Annotated in this window: 13 protein-coding genes; 8 read left to right on the forward strand and 5 right to left on the reverse strand. The window is 57.8% G+C overall.

What is annotated here, in order from left to right; genetic code table 11:
- Positions 1 to 2: 2 nt before the first annotated feature.
- Complete coding sequence (locus OZ656_RS06400; RefSeq protein ID WP_022991660.1) at positions 3 to 1,019, reverse strand: AraC family transcriptional regulator; 1,017 nt, start codon at positions 1,017 to 1,019, stop codon at positions 3 to 5.
- A gap of 186 nt (positions 1,020 to 1,205) precedes the next feature.
- On the opposite strand from OZ656_RS06400, the gene OZ656_RS06405 reads away from it, so the two are divergent.
- Positions 1,206 to 2,258, forward strand: a complete 1,053-nt coding sequence (locus tag OZ656_RS06405; RefSeq protein WP_278349925.1) for a CaiB/BaiF CoA-transferase family protein — start codon at positions 1,206 to 1,208, stop codon at positions 2,256 to 2,258.
- Positions 2,259 to 2,321: 63 nt separating this feature from the next.
- Here the strand turns inward: OZ656_RS06405 and OZ656_RS06410 are convergent, their stop codons facing one another.
- Complete coding sequence (locus OZ656_RS06410; RefSeq protein ID WP_014421004.1) at positions 2,322 to 5,138, reverse strand: hypothetical protein; 2,817 nt, start codon at positions 5,136 to 5,138, stop codon at positions 2,322 to 2,324.
- Positions 5,139 to 5,615: 477 nt separating this feature from the next.
- Here OZ656_RS06410 and OZ656_RS06415 point away from each other — a divergent pair, with 477 nt between their 5' ends.
- Positions 5,616 to 7,130, forward strand: a complete 1,515-nt coding sequence (locus tag OZ656_RS06415) for a fumarate hydratase (RefSeq protein WP_011785509.1) — start codon at positions 5,616 to 5,618, stop codon at positions 7,128 to 7,130.
- Positions 7,131 to 7,172: 42 nt separating this feature from the next.
- Here OZ656_RS06415 and OZ656_RS06420 read toward each other — a convergent pair whose 3' ends face one another.
- Together OZ656_RS06420 and OZ656_RS06425 are read right to left on the reverse strand one after the other, a co-directional pair.
- On the reverse strand, positions 7,173 to 7,496 hold the full coding sequence (locus OZ656_RS06420) for an MGMT family protein (RefSeq protein ID WP_011785508.1): 324 nt from the start codon (positions 7,494 to 7,496) through the stop codon (positions 7,173 to 7,175).
- 23 nt (positions 7,497 to 7,519) lie between these two features.
- Positions 7,520 to 8,281, reverse strand: coding sequence for an SDR family oxidoreductase (locus OZ656_RS06425; protein ID WP_278349929.1), 762 nt, complete (start codon positions 8,279 to 8,281; stop codon positions 7,520 to 7,522).
- A gap of 72 nt (positions 8,282 to 8,353) precedes the next feature.
- Here OZ656_RS06425 and OZ656_RS06430 point away from each other — a divergent pair, with 72 nt between their 5' ends.
- The 6 genes from OZ656_RS06430 (at position 8,354) to gspD (ending at position 14,917) form a co-directional block, all read left to right on the forward strand.
- Positions 8,354 to 8,911 carry an FxsA family protein gene (locus OZ656_RS06430; RefSeq protein WP_278349930.1) on the forward strand — a complete coding sequence of 186 codons (558 nt, stop codon included), beginning with the start codon at positions 8,354 to 8,356 and terminating at the stop codon, positions 8,909 to 8,911.
- A gap of 196 nt (positions 8,912 to 9,107) precedes the next feature.
- The gene (gene groES / locus OZ656_RS06435; protein ID WP_011785505.1) at positions 9,108 to 9,395 is read left to right on the forward strand and encodes a co-chaperone GroES; all 288 of its coding nucleotides are present in this window, start codon (positions 9,108 to 9,110) and stop codon (positions 9,393 to 9,395) included.
- Between the two features lie 76 nt (positions 9,396 to 9,471).
- Positions 9,472 to 11,124 carry a chaperonin GroEL gene (groL, locus tag OZ656_RS06440; protein WP_014421008.1) on the forward strand — a complete coding sequence of 551 codons (1,653 nt, stop codon included), beginning with the start codon at positions 9,472 to 9,474 and terminating at the stop codon, positions 11,122 to 11,124.
- Positions 11,125 to 11,291: 167 nt separating this feature from the next.
- Positions 11,292 to 12,083, forward strand: a complete 792-nt coding sequence (locus OZ656_RS06445) for a type II secretion system protein N (RefSeq protein ID WP_278349931.1) — start codon at positions 11,292 to 11,294, stop codon at positions 12,081 to 12,083.
- Position 12,084: 1 nt separating this feature from the next.
- Positions 12,085 to 12,933 carry a type II secretion system protein N gene (locus tag OZ656_RS06450; RefSeq protein WP_278349932.1) on the forward strand — a complete coding sequence of 283 codons (849 nt, stop codon included), beginning with the start codon at positions 12,085 to 12,087 and terminating at the stop codon, positions 12,931 to 12,933.
- A 34-nt stretch (positions 12,934 to 12,967) separates the two neighbouring features.
- Positions 12,968 to 14,917: a type II secretion system secretin GspD gene (gene gspD, locus OZ656_RS06455; protein ID WP_278349933.1), complete on the forward strand. Its 1,950-nt coding sequence runs from the start codon at positions 12,968 to 12,970 to the stop codon at positions 14,915 to 14,917.
- A gap of 87 nt (positions 14,918 to 15,004) precedes the next feature.
- On the opposite strand, the gene OZ656_RS06460 is transcribed toward gspD, so the two are convergent.
- Positions 15,005 to 16,984, reverse strand: a complete 1,980-nt coding sequence (locus tag OZ656_RS06460; protein ID WP_222447787.1) for a M48 family metallopeptidase — start codon at positions 16,982 to 16,984, stop codon at positions 15,005 to 15,007.
- Between the last annotated feature and the right edge of the window lie 4 nt (positions 16,985 to 16,988).

A 16,988-nucleotide genomic window follows, 5' to 3' on the forward strand; every position in this document is an offset into this window, starting at 1 on the left:
GTTCAGACCAGGTCGCCCCGTTCGCCTTCCCGCCAGGCGCCCGGGGTGACCCCCGTCCACTTCTTGAAGGCCCGATGGAAGGTGGATGGTTCGGTAAAGCCTACCCGTTCGGCAATATCGTTGATGGGCATCTCCGGATGGGCCAGATAGTAGATGGCCATATCCCGCCGCAATAGATCCTTGATCTCCTGAAACGACGTGTTCTCCTGCTTCAGGCGGCGCCTGAGGGTCTGCGGGCTGGTGTGCAGCTCTTGCGCTATCCAGTCGAAATCCGGCATGGGTTTGGAGAAATCACGGCCAATAAGGCCCCGAATGCGACCGGTCCAGGTGTTGCTCTCATCCGGTCTTGACAGCAGATCTGCCGGGGACGTTTTCAGGAACTGTCGCATTTCCGGCTTGTCCCGAATCACCGGGGCGGAGAGGAAACGTTTGCTGAAGGTCAATGCCGTACAGTCGGACTCGAACGCCAGCGGACAATGAAAAATGTGCCGGTATTCGTCCCCGTGGTCTGGCCTCGGGTAATCGAACTCAGCTTTCTCCAGTTCCACGGGCTGGCCAATGAGCCAGCTGCCCAGCCGGTGCCAGATCACCAGAATGCTCTCGCGCAGAAAATAGTCCGGGTCGTGGATGCTGCCTTCAATTCGCGTGACCAGGCGCGCGCGGTCACCGAAGATTTCAAGCTCCATGGACACCATCGGTTCGAACAGCCGAGAGAACCGGAAGGCCTGTTGATATACCTCTTCCAGCGTCTGGCAACCGACCACCAACGCACACATGGTGGCGAACGTTCCGGAGCGGGCACGGCGTGGCCCCATGCCCATAAATTCATCGCCAGTGCGCTGCCAGATTACCTGCATCAGCTTGCTGAACTGATCACTGCTCACCCTTGCCATTTCAATGCGAAGAAGATCTGGTGAGATCCCGGCCTCCTGGAGCAAAGCACGGCTGTCCAGGCCCAGGCGTTCGGCGCCTGACAGGGAAGCTTCAACAAAATGTCGTGAGACTGTCAGTGTTGACATAGAGGCAGCCAGAAGAAAGAACGAACTTCATCATAAGTACCCGGCTCAACATTGCAAGCCCATGATTTGCCAACGGATGGAAGAAACGGTCAATAGGAATGAAGGAACCGGTAGTTGGCCCGGGCTGCAAAACCCGTCAGCATGAGCCAGAGTCATTGCCGCCGATCAAAAACAAGGAGATGCTTTATGGCAGCCCCGCTCGCCAACCTGAAAATTCTGGATTTCAGTACCTTGCTGCCCGGACCCTACGCCACCATGATGCTCGCCGATATGGGCGCGGAAGTGCTCAGAATTGAAGCTCCGGATCGCGTGGATCTGGCCAAGGTAATGCCACCTTTTGATGGTAAATTCAGCACGACTTTTTCCTACCTCGGTCGCGGCAAGCGAACCTTGCAACTGAACCTGAAGCAGCCCGAGAGTGTTGAAAGGGTCAAGCAGCTGGTTCAGGACTACGACATCGTGGTGGAGCAATTTCGCCCGGGCGTCATGGACCGCCTCGGGATAGGCTATGAGGTACTCAAAGCCATCAATCCCAAGCTGATTTACTGTGCCATTACTGGCTATGGCCAAACCGGTCCCTATAAGGACAGGGCAGGCCACGATATCAACTATCTTGCTATTTCCGGTGTTGCCAGCCACTGCGGTCGTGCCGACAGCGGTCCACCACCCATGGGCATTCAGATTGCCGACGTGGCCGGAGGCTCCCATCACGCTGTGATGGGCATCCTCGCTGCGGTCATCAAACGCCAGGAAACCGGAGAGGGCGCCTTTATCGACATCAGCATGACCGATGCCGCCTTCGCCCTGAATGCCATGGCGGGTGCTGCTGCCCTGGCAGGCGGACAGCCTCAGAAGCCCGAAAGCGGCATGCTCAATGGTGGCACCTTCTACGACTATTACCAGACCAGAGATGGCCGCTGGTTGTCTGTCGGGAGCCTGGAGCCGCAGTTCTCTTCGCGCCTGTGTGACACCCTTGAGTTGGGTGAACTGAAAAGCTATGCCCTGAGTCAGAAGCCCGAACATCAGCAGGAGCTGAAAGCCGCTATCAAACAGAAGATCGCGGAGCGTTCACTGGCTGAGTGGCGGGAGGTGTTTGCCGATGTGGATGCCTGTGTAGAGCCGGTATTGACGATTGAGGAGGCGGCAGAGCATCCGCAGTTGAAGGCCAGGGGGATGGTTGTTGAAAGGGATCGAGGGGATGGAAATCTGCAGAAGCAGATTGGTTCCGTTTTCAGCTAGAGGCACAGACAAAAAAGGGCTCCCGTTGAGGGAGCCCTTTGTCATTCTGCCTGCCTGGGTTTATCAGGGCGCGGTGCAGAATGCGGGCAGTTCCGCCAAAGTAACACCGAAGGTCACCAGTGTCTCGCAGACCATCCCGCCAAATACGGCATCATTATTAGCCGATACCGGGGTTCCATGATCACCTGCCTGATAAGTCGTCAACAGATCATCGCCGAGTCCAATGGTCAGTGGTTTTGTGCCGGCCAGTGGTGCACTGAAGCTGTTCACGGTGACTGGTACAGGCAGACCTGTAACTTCTGGTCCGAATGTACCGGACAGTGCGTCAATACCCCACTGTTCCTGGTCAGCAGCATTCGGGATAACGGTATCTCCAGCAACCTCTGACAGCAGGATAGGCGTTCCACCCGCTGCAAGGGAGGCGGTGAAGTTCACGGGATCTGCTGAGTCGATCGCAGCCTGGAAAATATTAAAGAACGTCTCGAGATTGGCGTCGCCTTGTTCCAGTCCAGCAGCTTGCTGCAGGCCAAACAGAATGCGAGGCGCGAACGACGGTGAGTTCTCCAGCAGTCGAACCACGCCACCGCCCGGCGTCAGCAGGCTGGCAGACTGGATATTGTTGAACGCTGATGGCAATGAGCTGCTGCCGTCAGGTGCGGTGAAGATGGTATCCGCGATCTGATCCTCGTTGGCGGCAGCCAGGAACGGCATACCGGTGATGGTGCCGAGCGAGTGGCCAACAAAGTAGACCGGATCGTTGATGTCGATGGTCAGCGTGCCGTCATCTCCGCCCGCTGCCGCCGGTTTCTGAAGCGTCATGCCTGCACGACCTGCCGCCGGACTGCCGGCCAGGGTGGCGCGAAGGTTCAACTGGTCAACAACGCTCTGACGGATATTGTCCCTGCCAGCCAGGAAATTCTGGAGGTTGATGAAGAAGCTGCCGGAGCCATCGGTACCGGCGGCGTTAGCTGGATCGAAAACCATTGGCGCCGGTGTGCCTGCGGGGGTGGCGTACAGGCCGTAATGGCGTTCAAACGTATCCGGCGCGAGGCCGGGGATGGTACTGCCAGCATTCGCTACGGTGTTGACGAGCGACTGAGCGGTTGCTGCAGACAAGCCCAGCTCGTTAACGAGACGTGTAGTATCGCCCGCTACAACGACCGGGGCATATACGGGAATTGCCGCTTCCGGAGCTCCGCCGGCTGCCAGCAGGTCACCTGCCAGCTCAAGCTGAGCCTCCTCGGAGAATGGCGTGATGCCATGCAGTGGCTGGTCGATAGCGACTACAACGTAACCCTGAGCCGCCAACGCCGTGCCAAAGGTCAGGGCTGCGCTACGATCCGTGGTGATGCCGTGCTGGTACATGACCACACCGCGTTCGTTGCCGCTGTTCGGGTAGAGAACGAGCATCGGGACTTCCTGAGTGCTCTGTTCCAGCGGGAATGGGAAGATGTAGTTGACCGCTGTCGATACGGAAGCATCGGCCTGCGGCAGGCTCAGGCCAAGCGCCGAGAAGGTGGTATTCAGAGATTCGGCCAGAGGTTGGTCTGCAACCCAGTTCACTGCGTTGCCGCCTGCGATGCCCGCGGGAGTATTGCCCAGATAGTAGGGGAGCGAGATGCTGCCCTGAACGGCCAGCACACCGGAAGCTCCGGGAATGCTTCCAGCAACTGCTGATACCAGGCCAACAGGCTGAATGGTGCCGTTGTCGATGGTGATCGCATCCGTAAAGCCGGCGCCATCGAATACGTTACGGTTAACACCAGGCAACGGTGTTGGGAGTTCCTCCCGGAACTGCGATGCGAGGGAGGTTGCCAGGCAGTCGATGGCTCCTGAGCCCAGATCCCCGGCGCCTGCGATCGGGCAGGGCCCAGTGGGCGCGAATACGGCGTTCAGAGGCGAGGCCGGATTCTCGGGAAGCGATTGTGGGAACTGTGCGACGGCAGCGTCCGCAGCGGCTGCAAGATCCGCGTACGCGGAGGCGCCCCCTTGACGAGCGGCCGTCACCGCACTGGTGCGTACGAACGTAGTGATCTGATCCGCGAACCAGGCCGCTGGCTCAGCAATGTATTGCAGTACTTTCGCATCATTTGACGTTGTGAAGCTGTAGGTCAGAGCTATCTCGCTTTCATTCAGCGAGCCACCCAGCGCCTTGATGTAGTTGGTAGCGATTGGCTCCCAAAGGTTGTTAACGAGAGTTCTGACAGGCAGAAGAGCCCCGTTGACGAGCCCTTTGCCGGGATCATCCTCTGTTCCCTCGCCGGTGATGTTCGTATACAGCGGATCCTGAATGATCGAATCGCCATTGATGTCCTTGACCCCTGTCGTGACAAGAACCACGTAGCGCTTCTGCGGGTTCAGGGGTTCGAGCGGCAGGATTCGAATGGCCGAATTGCCGTCGAGAGATTCAACGTCTGCGCGAATCTTCGGCATGTTCTGGGGGCCGCTGATTGCGAGTTCGAGAGTTGGTGGCTCTCCAGCAGACAGCGCCCGTACCGGGTCGCCGCTGGCGTAAGCCAATTCAATGAGGTGAACTGTTTTTCCGGCAATAACGGTTGACGCATCAAGCTGCCCGCTGGTCTGAATTACAGCAGGGGCAATGGTAGAAGCACCGGACAGCTCATTGAGCGCTGTGGTAACCGGCGGAGTAGTGTCATCAACACCAAAGGTTCCGTCTTTCTGCGTGGAGTCAAAAATCAAATCGTTGGGCAGAGGCAACTGGCCCTTCGCAGGGTTAAAGATGGGGTAGGTTTTTCCCAGTGAATCAGCAGAATACTGCGGCTTGGGATTATCATTACCCCCACTGTTAGAGCCACTGAAACAGCCCGTCAACCCAAGGGAAGAAGCCACGGCAAGACTTATTAGAGTTTTCTTGAACATGGGTGGAACCTTTTCCTGTTGTTGTGTCGTTATATCCGGCGTTGACGGAACCGGTCGGCCCCAGGATTCCGCGCATAGCCTTTTCTGATTTGTTGGTTGTCTGAAATTGTAGCCAGCACTTAAAAGCCAATTTCTGTAGCTTCGACTATAGCGACAGAGTAGCAAGTGTTGATCAGCCAAAAGTGTGATTCTGCGTCTGGAAACCCTCCTCGCACCCTTGGAGTGGCCCTCAATCAAAAATAGTGGCCGGTCCGCGGTTTGTCGAGTTCCAGTGACCGGGTAATGCCTGTTTTAACAAATTGTTGCGAATTGGTTTTACCGTCATAGCTATTTTCGCTGGCGTACATAGCATTTGCGCCTTCTGTCGCATCAACCGCTGTGTCGAATTTCTGGTAAACTCTCGCTTCCTTATACAAGCAGGGGGCTGCTTTGGTGGCTCCGCATACTTCCGATAATCAGAAAGCTGATGAGGCCACTATGACCACCGTGATCCGCCAGGACGACCTGATCGAAAGCGTAGCCGATGCGCTGCAGTTCATTTCCTATTATCACCCGAAGGATTTCATTCAGGCCGTGTACGAGGCCTACCAGAAGGAAGAGTCCCAGGCGGCCAAGGATGCCATGGCCCAGATTCTGATCAACTCCCGCATGTGTGCCCAGGGCCATCGCCCGATCTGTCAGGACACCGGTATCGTCACCGTGTTCGTGAACATCGGTATGGATGTGAAGTTCGAGTGCGACATGGCGCTGGACGATGTGATCAACGAAGGTGTACGCCGCGCCTACACCCATCCGGATAACGTCCTGCGGGCCTCTGTGCTGGCTGATCCTGACGGCAAGCGCCAGAATACCAAGGACAACACCCCGGCCATCATTCACTACAAGATGGTGCCCGGTAACACCGTAGACGTGCACGTGGCAGCCAAGGGCGGTGGCTCTGAAGCCAAGTCCAAGTTTGCCATGCTGAACCCGTCCGACTCGGTCGTGGACTGGGTGTTGAAGATGGTGCCGCAGATGGGTGCCGGCTGGTGTCCGCCTGGCATGCTGGGTATTGGTATTGGTGGTACCGCTGAGAAGGCGATGGAGCTGGCGAAAGAGGCTCTGTTGGATCCGATCGATATTCACGATCTGCAGGCCCGCGGTGCCTCCAATCGTGCCGAGGAATTGCGCCTGGAGCTGTTCGAGAAGGTGAACGAGCTGGGCATCGGCGCTCAGGGACTGGGTGGCCTGACCACCGTTCTGGATGTAAAAGTCAAGGATTACCCCACCCACGCGGCCAACAAGCCGGTGGCGATCATCCCGAACTGCGCAGCAACCCGCCACGCACACTTTGTGCTGGATGGTACGGGCCCGTCCCTGCAGACCCCGCCGAGCCTGGACGACTGGCCGGAAATCACCTGGGAAGTAGGCGAGAATGTTCGCCGTGTGAATCTGGACACTGTAACTCCGGAAGACGTGAAAGACTGGCAACCGGGTGAAACCGTTCTGCTGTCTGGCAAGATGCTGACCGGCCGTGATGCGGCCCACAAGAAGATGGTGGATATGATCGAGCGCGGTGAAGAGCTGCCGGTGGATCTGAAAGGCCGCTTCATCTATTACGTGGGCCCGGTTGATCCCGTACGCGAAGAAGTGGTTGGCCCCGCCGGCCCCACGACTGCAACCCGCATGGACAAATTCACTGACACCATGCTGGAAAAAACCGGCCTGACTGGCATGATCGGCAAAGCCGAGCGTGGCCAGGTTGCCATCGACGCCATCAAGAAGCACGGCGCAGTGTATCTGATGGCGGTGGGTGGTGCTGCATACCTGGTCTCCAAGGCCATCAAGGGCGCCAAGGTGGTGGCCTTCGAAGAGCTGGGTATGGAAGCCATCTATGAGTTTGAGGTGGAAGAAATGCCGGTAACCGTAGCCGTGGATTCCCGTGGCAGTTCCGTGCACCAGACCGGCCCGGTTGAGTGGCACGACAAGATCATTGCCGCCAAGGCGGTTTGATCTGAGTCTTTGTTAGTCCGGTGGCAGCCTTGGGTGTTCGGCTCAAGGCTGCCACTGAAAGTCCTTCATCTTTACCTTTCCTTTATACACTTCCACCCCTTCCAGCCTCAGTTTCTCTGTTTGAAGCTGGCAGGTTTCCGTGCCTTCAGGAAAGGCGATCTGGCCGTTGCTCCGGATAACCCGATACCAGGGAATGCAGTGGCCGGCGGGCAGTTTGCCCAGGGCCCGGCCAACGAAACGCGCCTGGCGTCCGAGGCCGGCCATGGCGGCTACCTGACCGTAGCTGGCCACTTTCCCTTTCGGAATCGCGGCCACTACCTGCCAGATTTTCTGCTCCTTTGTCGGTTCCTTTTCGGACTCGTTCATTCAGAGCTCCGGTATTGGCCGGGTTACAGGCGCAGGGCGCCGTCCACCTCGATCATGCGGCCAGAAACGTAGTCGTTCTCGAAGATAAACGCTACCGCTGAGGCGATTTCCTCTGGCTTGCCCATGCGTTTCAGGGGGATGCCGGCGGTCATTTTCTCCAGGGCTTCGGGCTTCATGGAGGCCGTCATTTCGGTTTCGATAAACCCTGGGGCGATGCCCATGCAGCGGATGCCGTAGCGGGCGAGTTCTTTGGCCCACACTGGCACCAGGGCAGATGCGCCGGCTTTGGCGGCGGAGTAGTTGCTCTGGCCCATGTTTCCGGCGCGGGAGATGGAGGCGATGTTGATGATCGCGCCCTGGTCGCCGTTTTCGATCATGCGGGTGGCCGCTTCCCGGCCGCACAGGAAAACGCCGGTGAGGTTAACGTCGATCACGGACTGCCACTGGGCCAGTTCCATGCGCTTCTCGAGCTTGCCGTCCTTGAATTTCACCATCAGGCCGTCGCGCAGGATGCCGGCGTTGTTCACCAGGCCGTTGAGGTGGCCGAAGTCATTGATGATTGCCTGAAAGGTTGTCTCAACGTCTTCTTCTTTGGCGACGTTACAGACATAGGTTTTGGCGTCGCCACCGGCCAGTTTGCAGGCCTCAGCGGCTTCAGCCAGCTTGTCTTCCATCAGGTCGATGAGTGCCAGCCTGGCGCCTTTGGCTGCCAGGTATTCAGCCATTGCGCGGCCGAGGCCCTGGCCGCCACCAGTGATTGCGATAACAGAATCTTGAAGTTTCATGGTTTGCCCTAATTAAGTTCAGAGGTGTTTTACGTTCTCTGTGTGTCTGCATCGTTTTTATGGGGAGGCATTTTGCCCGTTTTCTTTTTTCTTTTCATCGTTATGCCCATTGCCGAACTGGCGGTATTGATTCAGGTCGGTAGCGTTATCGGCGTGTTGAATACGGTAGGGCTGGTGTTTCTGACGGCTGTAATCGGGGCCTGGTTGCTGCGCCAGCAGGGGCTGGCGACCTTGTTGCGGGCGAATGAACGGCTCAACAGCGGTGAGTTGCCGGCAAAAGAAGTGGCCGAGGGGCTGGTTCTTGCGGTCGGTGGCGCCATGTTGCTCACGCCGGGGTTTATCACCGACACCTTCGGCTTTCTGTGTTTGTTGCCGGGCTCGCGACATTGGCTGGCATCGCAGGCGCTGAAGCGGATGACGGTGTCGGGGCAGAATCACGGCCGGAGTTTCTTTTTCAGCGCCGGAGGCGGTGCAGGGCCCTTCGGGCAAGGCCCATTTGGCCAGCAGCGACCATTCGATCGTGATGCCAACGGCAACATCATTGAAGGCGAGTACCAGGATCAGACCCGGACTGATAGGGGCCAGCTCCAGCAGGGGCAGTCTGATCAGGATGAGCAGGAAAAAAAGTAAATTTTTTTTCGTTGCGGGTGTTGAAAACCTTTCGCTCAACCCCATTAACACAGCACAGATTCGCTTCAGGCTGAAAACCGCTGTCTATCAGTGGCTTGGATGCCGGGGCAATTTGTCGGGTCCGGGTCTCCGGCCAGACATTTTTAACATGCAATTGTCATTGCCACATTAATCTGACTATTGGAGAAACAGAGCAATGAAAATTCGTCCGCTACACGATCGTGTTGTCGTACGCCGTAAGGAAGAAGAAGAGAAAACTGCGGGTGGCATCGTGCTGCCGGGTAATGCCAAAGAAAAGCCTTCCCAGGGCGAAGTGATCGCTGTGGGTAATGGCCGCATTCTGGATAACGGCGAAACCCGTGCACTGGCGGTCAAGGTGGGTGACACCGTGGTCTTCGGTCAGTACGCCGGTAACACCGTGAAGGTTGACGGTGAAGAGCTGCTCATCATGAGTGAGAACGATATTTACGGCGTGCTTGAGTGATCGCAACAGCGATAGGCACGAACGCTCATTAATCCGATTGGTTCAATTTTCGGTTTAACGAACAGGAATAGAAGACATGGCAGCAAAAGACGTTAAATTCGGTGATAGCGCCCGTAAGCGCATGGTAGCAGGTGTTAACATCCTGGCGGACGCGGTCAAGGTAACACTGGGCCCCAAAGGTCGTAACGTGGTTCTGGAGAAGTCTTTCGGCGCTCCGACTGTGACCAAGGACGGCGTGTCTGTGGCCAAGGAAATCGAGCTGAAAGACAAGTTCGAGAACATGGGCGCGCAGATGGTGAAGGAAGTCGCTTCCCAGGCCAACGAAACTGCTGGTGACGGTACCACGACTGCGACCGTACTGGCCCAGTCCATCGTAAATGAGGGTATCAAGGCCGTGACTGCCGGCATGAACCCGATGGACCTGAAGCGTGGTATCGACAAAGGTACCGCCGAAGCTGTTAAAGCCATCCGTGAAATGGCCAAGCCCTGCGACGACAGCCGCATGATCGCCCAGGTCGGTACTATCTCCGCCAACGGTGACGAAACCATCGGCAAGATCATCGCAGACGCGATGGAAAAAGTGGGTAAAGAAGGCGTCATTACCGTTGAGGAAGGCCGTGGCCTTGAAGACGAGCTGGACGTGGTTGAAGGCATGCAGTTTGACCGCGGCTTCCTGAGCCCGTACTTCATCAACAACCAGGACAACATGTCTGCCGAGCTGGAAGACCCGTACATCCTGTTGGTCGACAAGAAGATCTCCAACATCCGCGAACTGCTGCCGGTGCTGGAAGCCGTTGCCAAGGCTGGCAAACCGCTCCAGATCATTGCTGAAGACATCGAAGGCGAAGCCCTGGCTACTCTGGTGGTCAACAACATGCGCGGCATTGTGAAAGTCAACGCTGTGAAGGCGCCTGGCTTTGGTGACCGTCGCAAGGAAATGCTGCAGGATATCGCCATTCTGACTGGCGGTACGGTGATTTCCGAAGAAGTCGGCCTGACCCTGGAAAACACCACTCTGGATGACCTGGGTACTGCCAAGCGTGTCAACGTGACCAAGGAAAACACCACGATCATCGGTGGCGCTGGTGCCGAGGCTGATATCAGCGCTCGCGTTGAGCAGATTCGCAAGCAGATCGAAGACAGCAGCTCTGATTACGACAAAGAGAAGCTGCAAGAGCGCGTCGCCAAGCTGGCTGGCGGTGTCGCCGTCATCAAAGTGGGCGCCGGCTCTGAAGTTGAAATGAAAGAGAAGAAGGCCCGCGTTGAAGACGCTCTGCACTCCACCCGCGCTGCCGTTGAAGAAGGCATCGTAGCTGGTGGTGGTGTTACCCTCATCCGCGCTATTGCGGCTCTGGACAAGGTAGACGCCATCAACGACGAGCAGAAAGCCGGTGTGAACATTCTGCGTCGCGCCATGGAAGCTCCGCTGCGTCAGATCGTATTCAATGCAGGCGGTGAGTCTTCTGTGGTGGTTGCCAAGGTAAAAGAAGGCGAAGGTTCCTTCGGCTTCAACGCGGCAACCGAGCAGTACGGCGACATGCTGGAAATGGGTATCCTGGATCCCGCCAAAGTAACCCGTTCTTCCCTGCAGGCAGCGGCTTCCGTAGCTTCTCTGATCATCACCACCGAGGCGATGGTTGCAGATGAGCCGGAAGACGAGAAAGCCGGCGGTGGCATGCCGGATATGGGTGGCATGGGCGGAATGGGAGGCATGGGCGGCATGATGTAATGCCGACCAGATCCCGAACAGGTCTCAGTTTCTGAGGCCTGGCCCGATCTACCCCTGAAAAACCCCGCGCTGGTTCACACTGGCACGGGGTTTTTCGTTTTTTTGTCATGAACTTGCCCAATGGCTTTGTTAGACTCGGCTACCGGTTTTTAAATGTGCCAATTGCAATGACTGAATCCCGACCAAAATCCTTTCTCGGCCCTGGCAAAGTGATTCTGCTGCTGTTGCTCGGCCTGCTGGTTTACGGGATCACGCTGATTGTTCTGGTTCCGGCTGGCTGGCTCTGGCAGCAGGCATCTGCCGAGGTGCAGCTGCCGGAGCAGGTTCGGGTGCAGCAGGTATCCGGCCGCCTGTGGGACGGAGCCGCCGGCGTGGTTGTGGCCGGTTTTCCAGCGCGTCTGCAGTGGCAATTGGGCTGGCCATCACTGTCCGGGTTGACGGTACCGCTGCAATTTTCTGTGTCTTCATCACAATCCCGCGTGGAAGGGGTTGCCAGTGCCGGTTGGCAGGGTAATTTTGAAGTCAGTGCCAATGGCGTGGTAGCGGTTGCCGATTTTGATCAGCTCATACGCCAGAGCGGTGGCGCCATGATTGAGGGAACCGTGTCGGTGGATCGCTTCGAGATGTCCTGGTCTGATGGTCGCCTGCAGTCAGCAGACGGGCTTGGGCGTTGGGGCGGTGGCACGGTTACCTGGCCGATGGGTAATCAGACTGGCCAGGCTGAGTTTCCACCCATGCAGGCGAATCTGGACACCGTGGACGGAGGCGTTGCGCTGGTAGTGGCGGAGCAGGGTGCAAGCGGGCCTGCGGCTGATGCGAGCATACTCTGGGATGGCATGATGGAGCTGCGGGTCTACAAGCGCATGGTCGATCTGGCGCAACAGCCCTGGCCAGACTCCGCAAGACCGGGTGATGTGGTATTCCGGGTCCGGCAGCCATTGCTGCCCGGAGGGCTGTAATATGATGAAGCTGTCCGTCCGGAGTCAGGAGCGTTTGTCGCGTACATTGGCGAATGTGCTGTTGCTTGCGCTGGTGCTCTACCTGGCGGTCGAGCTTGCCAAAGTGACCTGGTTGTTCGCCTGGAATGACCGGCCCGTACCGGAAATCTTTGGGCAGGCGGCCGCCGGTAATGACGCTCGTAACAGCGTGTCTGGGGCTCCGATCGCCGGTTATGAATTCTTCGGGCGACCGGAAAATCAGGCTGGTGTGGCCGATGTGGTGCGTCGTTCGGCACCGGAAACCGGGTTGCGCCTGAGGCTGGAGGGTGTGTTAGTCGGGCAGCGTCCTGAGGACTCCGGTGCTATAGTTGCCGGAAGTAACGGCGAAACCGAATACTATCGGGTTGGCGACCAGTTGCCGGGCAATGCTGAGCTGGCGGAAGTCGAAGCTGGAAGAATTCTGCTACGCCGGGGAGGAAGGTACGAATCCCTGGCGTTTGAGGAACAGATGGACACCGGAGCTCTGGTTGCGGAAGAACCTGTGCAGGCGGCAGAATCGCCGGATACCTACCTGGAAGACGCCAGAGCACGGCTGGACAGTGAAGGCGTAGCCGCGCTGGCGACCTACGGTCTGCAACCTGCGGAGGATCGCGGCGGGTATGTGTATGATGGTTCGAACGCCATGCTGAACGCCGTGAATCTGCGCCCGGGAGATATCATTACCTCGGTGAACGGTCAGCCTCTGGGCGACATCGAGCAGGACAAGCAGCTGCTGGACAGTTGGCGCAGCCAGCCTCAGCTGGATATAGAAATTGAACGTGACGGAACCCTGCTGACGGTCAGTTACGCCATACCCGAACAATGGCGCTGACAGGGTACTCAAAATAACAGGACGATATCGCCAGATGTATAACCACAAGATCAACCTCCTCCAGGCATTTATGTTTGCGCTTCTACTGCCGCTGGCCTCGCTGGCGCAGGCGCAGGAAGAAACCTGGCGGCTGAACCTCAAGGATGCGGACATTCGGGCCTTCGTCACCCAGGTGGCAGACATAACCGGCTACAGCTTTGTGGTGGATCCCCGGGTTAAAGGGAAGGTCACGGTGTTGTCCAGTGCCCCCATGAACAAGGACGAAATCTACGATCTTTTCCTGGCAGTGCTTAATGTGCACGGTTTTACTGCGATTCCCGGGGAAGAAGTGGTCAAGATTGTCCAGCAGGTCGATGCCAAACAGTCCGCTGAGAATCTGGACCGGTTTCCGCAAACGCCTTCCGAGCAACTGATCACCCGTGTTATCCAGATTGATAATGCCAACGCCCTGGAACTGGTTCCGATTCTGCGGCCCCTGGTTGCCAAATACGGCCATCTGGCGGGCGTGGCTGCGGCTAATGCCCTGATTGTCAGTGATCATGCGTCTAATATTGCTCGCATTGAGCAGATCGTGCGGGAACTGGACAGCCCCTCAAAGTACGAAGTGGAAGTGATTCAGCTGCAGGAAGCCTGGGTTGGTGACATGGTGACCCTGCTGCAGGAGCTGGCACCAGAAGAGCTTGGCCGCGCCGGCGGTGAGAACGCCGCACGCAAATACAGCGTGACGGCCGACGAGCGCAGCAATCGGTTGATTCTGCGGGGCGACGAGACCTTCCGGGACAAGATGCGCGGTTTGATTCGCCAGCTGGACCAACCGTCTGCCAGTGGCGGAACCACCAAAGTAATTCGTCTTCGTCATGCTGACGCCAAGACCCTGACCGAAATACTCAAGGGTGTGATGGGTGAGGTGGTGAAAGAGGGCAGTGCGGGCGGCAGCTCGGGTGGCTCCACCGGGAATCCGGGCAACAGCTTTTCAGTCTTTGCTGATGAAGGTCTGAATGCTCTCGTCGTCCGGGGGGATCCCTCCCTGATGCAGGAAGCCGAGCAGATTGTGGCACAGCTGGATGTGCGCCGTGCCCAGGTGATGATTGAAGCGGCCATTGTGGAAATCAGTGATGAGCTGGGCGATCAGCTCGGCGTGCAACTGGCGGCTGGCGATGAGTCTGCGGGTTCGTTTCCGGTGCTGGGTACAAACCTGACCAGTGGCCAGGGTATGGTTGGCCTGAACTCGGTGATTGGAGCGCTGGTGGGCGACACCATTCCACAGCTTGCCGGCGGGTTGACCGTTGGTGCCGGGCAGCGTGATGAGGATGGGGTTACCTGGGGCTTACTGATTCAGGCACTGTCCTCTTCTTCTGCGGCGAACCTGTTGTCTACGCCCAGCATTATTACCCTCGACAATCAGGAATCTGAAATTATCGTTGGCCAGAACGTACCGTTCCGTACTGGCCAGTCTACCGTGACCGGAGACGGGACCACCAACCCGTTTACCACCATCGAGCGGCGCGATGTGGGGTTGTCGCTGAAAGTCACGCCTACGATCAGTGCAGATGGCCTGGTGCGTCTGGTGGTTGAGCAAACGACCGAGGACATTTCCACAACCAGCGTTGATGGTGCGTCCGATCTGATCACCAACAAACGTGAGATTAAAACCACCGTGCTGGCGGATGACGGCGAGACCGTGGTACTGGGCGGTCTGATCAAGGACGATTACCAGGTCAGCAAGAGCAAGGTACCGCTGCTGGGCGATATCCCGGTGCTTGGTCGCTTGTTCTCTTCTGAATCCGAGACCCGCGTTAAGCGCAACCTGCTGGTTTTCCTGCGCCCCACGATCATGCTGGGTAAAGCAGATGCTGTGGCGGCGACCACTGAAAAGTTCAACCGCCTCTGGGATGTGAACCTGGAAGTGCGGGAAAAGCTTGGCTTGCCGCAGGAAGAATCTGATCCGTCGGTTGATATGCTGTTTGAAGGGCGCCGGCAGTAGGGAGTTGTGCTGGCGAGACAGCGTGGATAACCGCGCTGTCTGATCATCGCCCTGGCGAGCAGGACTGGGGCGGTGCTTCGAGTGCTCTCAGAGTGGCGGCATCGGGCAGTCCAGCTGATCCGCCACCAGCCTCATTAATTCGTATTCCTTAACTTCCACCTTACCGTCGTGGCTGATGCAATGTCCGCAGGCATCAATAATGGCAGGCTTCAGCAGTGGTGAGAGCTTGCTGAGAACATTCAGAGCAGCTCTCAGGTTCTGCATGGTGATCTTGCTGTGCATGGTTTCGTCGTTTCCGTTACCGAACCCGGAAATAGCCTCCTGATAGAGCGCTTGAGCCTTTTCCGGTGCTTCGGTGCCGGCCCGGGCGAACAGGCTCAGCACCTGCTCAATGGCGGGTTTGACTTGCCGGAAGCTTCGGTATTTTACGGGCACGACCTGTCCGGAGCCACGGCCTAGATGCCGCCACAGGAAGGTGGTGAGTGCGAGTTCGAACAGGGTTACCCGGTTGTCCGCCTGAACCAGCGTCTGAATATTTGCAAGAAGGGTATCCCGCTCCTCCGGATCGAGCTTTCGCAGCGCCGGCATGGCCAGTTCAAGCATTGGAAAACGTGCGCGTTCGCCAAGTTCCTTTAGGGATGGCAGTAGTTTGCCAAGCAACTCGGGTTGTGCGCCCAGCACGGAGTGCTCTGGTATGAGAGCAAGCCTCTCGGTTTGCTCGGCGTCCGTCAGTTCGTAGATCACCAGGCCATAGCAAAGCTGAACGGCTCCAGCCCGGGTATATAACAGGTTGCGAAAGGTCGATGGCAGTTTTTTCAGGAGATTGCCGGCGAAGCGCTCGCTGTCCGCGGAAACCGTGCCAACGCGGCTGGACAGCGTAGGGGCTGCCGTTGGAGATTCGTTGGTCAGGGAGCTTGCCAGAGGCGATAGGCTGTACTTTCGGGTGCCTTGAGCGGGTTCGACTACCTGGCTCACCAGGTCTCCAATGGCTGCCTTTTCCGGACTGGGGCCTTGTCCCTGCAAGCGTGAGCCCGGTTCGGTATCCCGTAGCCTGCTGCGCAGGCGTGCCATCAGCCCTGGCTGGATGGCGTTGATTCGTTCGTCAATGGGAGGGTGGGATGCCAGCAGGGAGGTGAATTTCATCCTTGCCGCCTCGCCGAAACACATGTGGTTCATGTCGCTGGCATGGCTGGTAGTGTCCAGATACCCGCCTTTCATCCCGATTTTGAACAGGGCTGCGCCAATGCCTTCGGGGTTACGAGTGAACTGAACGGATGACGCGTCGGCCAGCATCTCCCGTTGACGCGAGACGGCCGACTGAATGAGCCGGCCAAAGAACACGCCGACATAGCCGATCACCATCAAGGCCAGCCCGATCAGCCCCATGGCAGCCTGTGCCCGGCCGTCCCGGTTTCGGCTACGACCGCTGCTGTAGAAGCCAGCCCTCAGGAGAAATTGGCCAATCTGGCCAATCATCAATATACCGGCCAGCAAGGCGATCAACCTGACATTGATGCGCATATCGCCGTTGAGGATGTGGCTGAATTCGTGGCCTACCACACCCTGGAGTTCGTCCCGGTTCAATTGGGTCAGGGCTCCGTGGGTAACCACCATCACCGCTTCACCTGGGGTGTAACCGGCCACAAAGGCGTTGATGCCGGTTTCATGGTCCATCACGTAGAGTTCCGGTACCGGCACGCCACTGGCAATCGACATTTCTTCGACGATATTGCGCAGTTTGCGTTCTTCCGGGTCGCGGGTGTCCGGATCAATTGCCCGGGCACCAACCATTCGCGCCACGCGGGTGCCGCCTCCGGCGAGGTCCACCCAGCGTACCAGAGAGCCGATGCCAATCAGCGCGACCACTGCACCGGCGGTTGTCAGGCCATGGCTGGACAGTAGCCAGTAATGAAATGGCAGGGCCGAGGTCTGGCTGCGGGTCACCATGTAACCCACCAGACAGACCGCCAGAGTAATCAGGGTGACTGCGGTGAGAAACAGCACAACCAACAAGCCAGTGTTGCGCCGGGCACTGGCCTGGCGCTGGAAGAAACCGGGGCTCGCCATGAAT

This window comes from Marinobacter sp. LM1 (assembly GCF_042763285.1).
In the GTDB taxonomy this organism is placed as follows: Bacteria; Pseudomonadota; Gammaproteobacteria; order Pseudomonadales; family Oleiphilaceae; genus Marinobacter; species Marinobacter nauticus.

Excerpts from the sequence above, each read along its gene's own strand:
- OZ656_RS06425 (WP_278349929.1), bottom strand. The coding sequence starts at position 8,281 with ATGAAACTTCAAGATTCTGTTATCGCAATCACTGGTGGCGGCCAGGGC.
- groES (WP_011785505.1), top strand. The coding sequence starts at position 9,108 with ATGAAAATTCGTCCGCTACACGATCGTGTTGTCGTACGCCGTAAGGAA.
- OZ656_RS06445 (WP_278349931.1), top strand. The coding sequence starts at position 11,292 with ATGACTGAATCCCGACCAAAATCCTTTCTCGGCCCTGGCAAAGTGATT.
- OZ656_RS06415 (WP_011785509.1), top strand. The coding sequence starts at position 5,616 with ATGACCACCGTGATCCGCCAGGACGACCTGATCGAAAGCGTAGCCGAT.
- OZ656_RS06405 (WP_278349925.1), top strand. The coding sequence starts at position 1,206 with ATGGCAGCCCCGCTCGCCAACCTGAAAATTCTGGATTTCAGTACCTTG.
- groL (WP_014421008.1), top strand. The coding sequence starts at position 9,472 with ATGGCAGCAAAAGACGTTAAATTCGGTGATAGCGCCCGTAAGCGCATG.
- OZ656_RS06460 (WP_222447787.1), bottom strand. The coding sequence starts at position 16,984 with ATGGCGAGCCCCGGTTTCTTCCAGCGCCAGGCCAGTGCCCGGCGCAAC.
- OZ656_RS06420 (WP_011785508.1), bottom strand. The coding sequence starts at position 7,496 with ATGAACGAGTCCGAAAAGGAACCGACAAAGGAGCAGAAAATCTGGCAG.
- gspD (WP_278349933.1), top strand. The coding sequence starts at position 12,968 with ATGTATAACCACAAGATCAACCTCCTCCAGGCATTTATGTTTGCGCTT.
- OZ656_RS06450 (WP_278349932.1), top strand. The coding sequence starts at position 12,085 with ATGATGAAGCTGTCCGTCCGGAGTCAGGAGCGTTTGTCGCGTACATTG.
- OZ656_RS06400 (WP_022991660.1), bottom strand. The coding sequence starts at position 1,019 with ATGTCAACACTGACAGTCTCACGACATTTTGTTGAAGCTTCCCTGTCA.
- OZ656_RS06410 (WP_014421004.1), bottom strand. The coding sequence starts at position 5,138 with ATGTTCAAGAAAACTCTAATAAGTCTTGCCGTGGCTTCTTCCCTTGGG.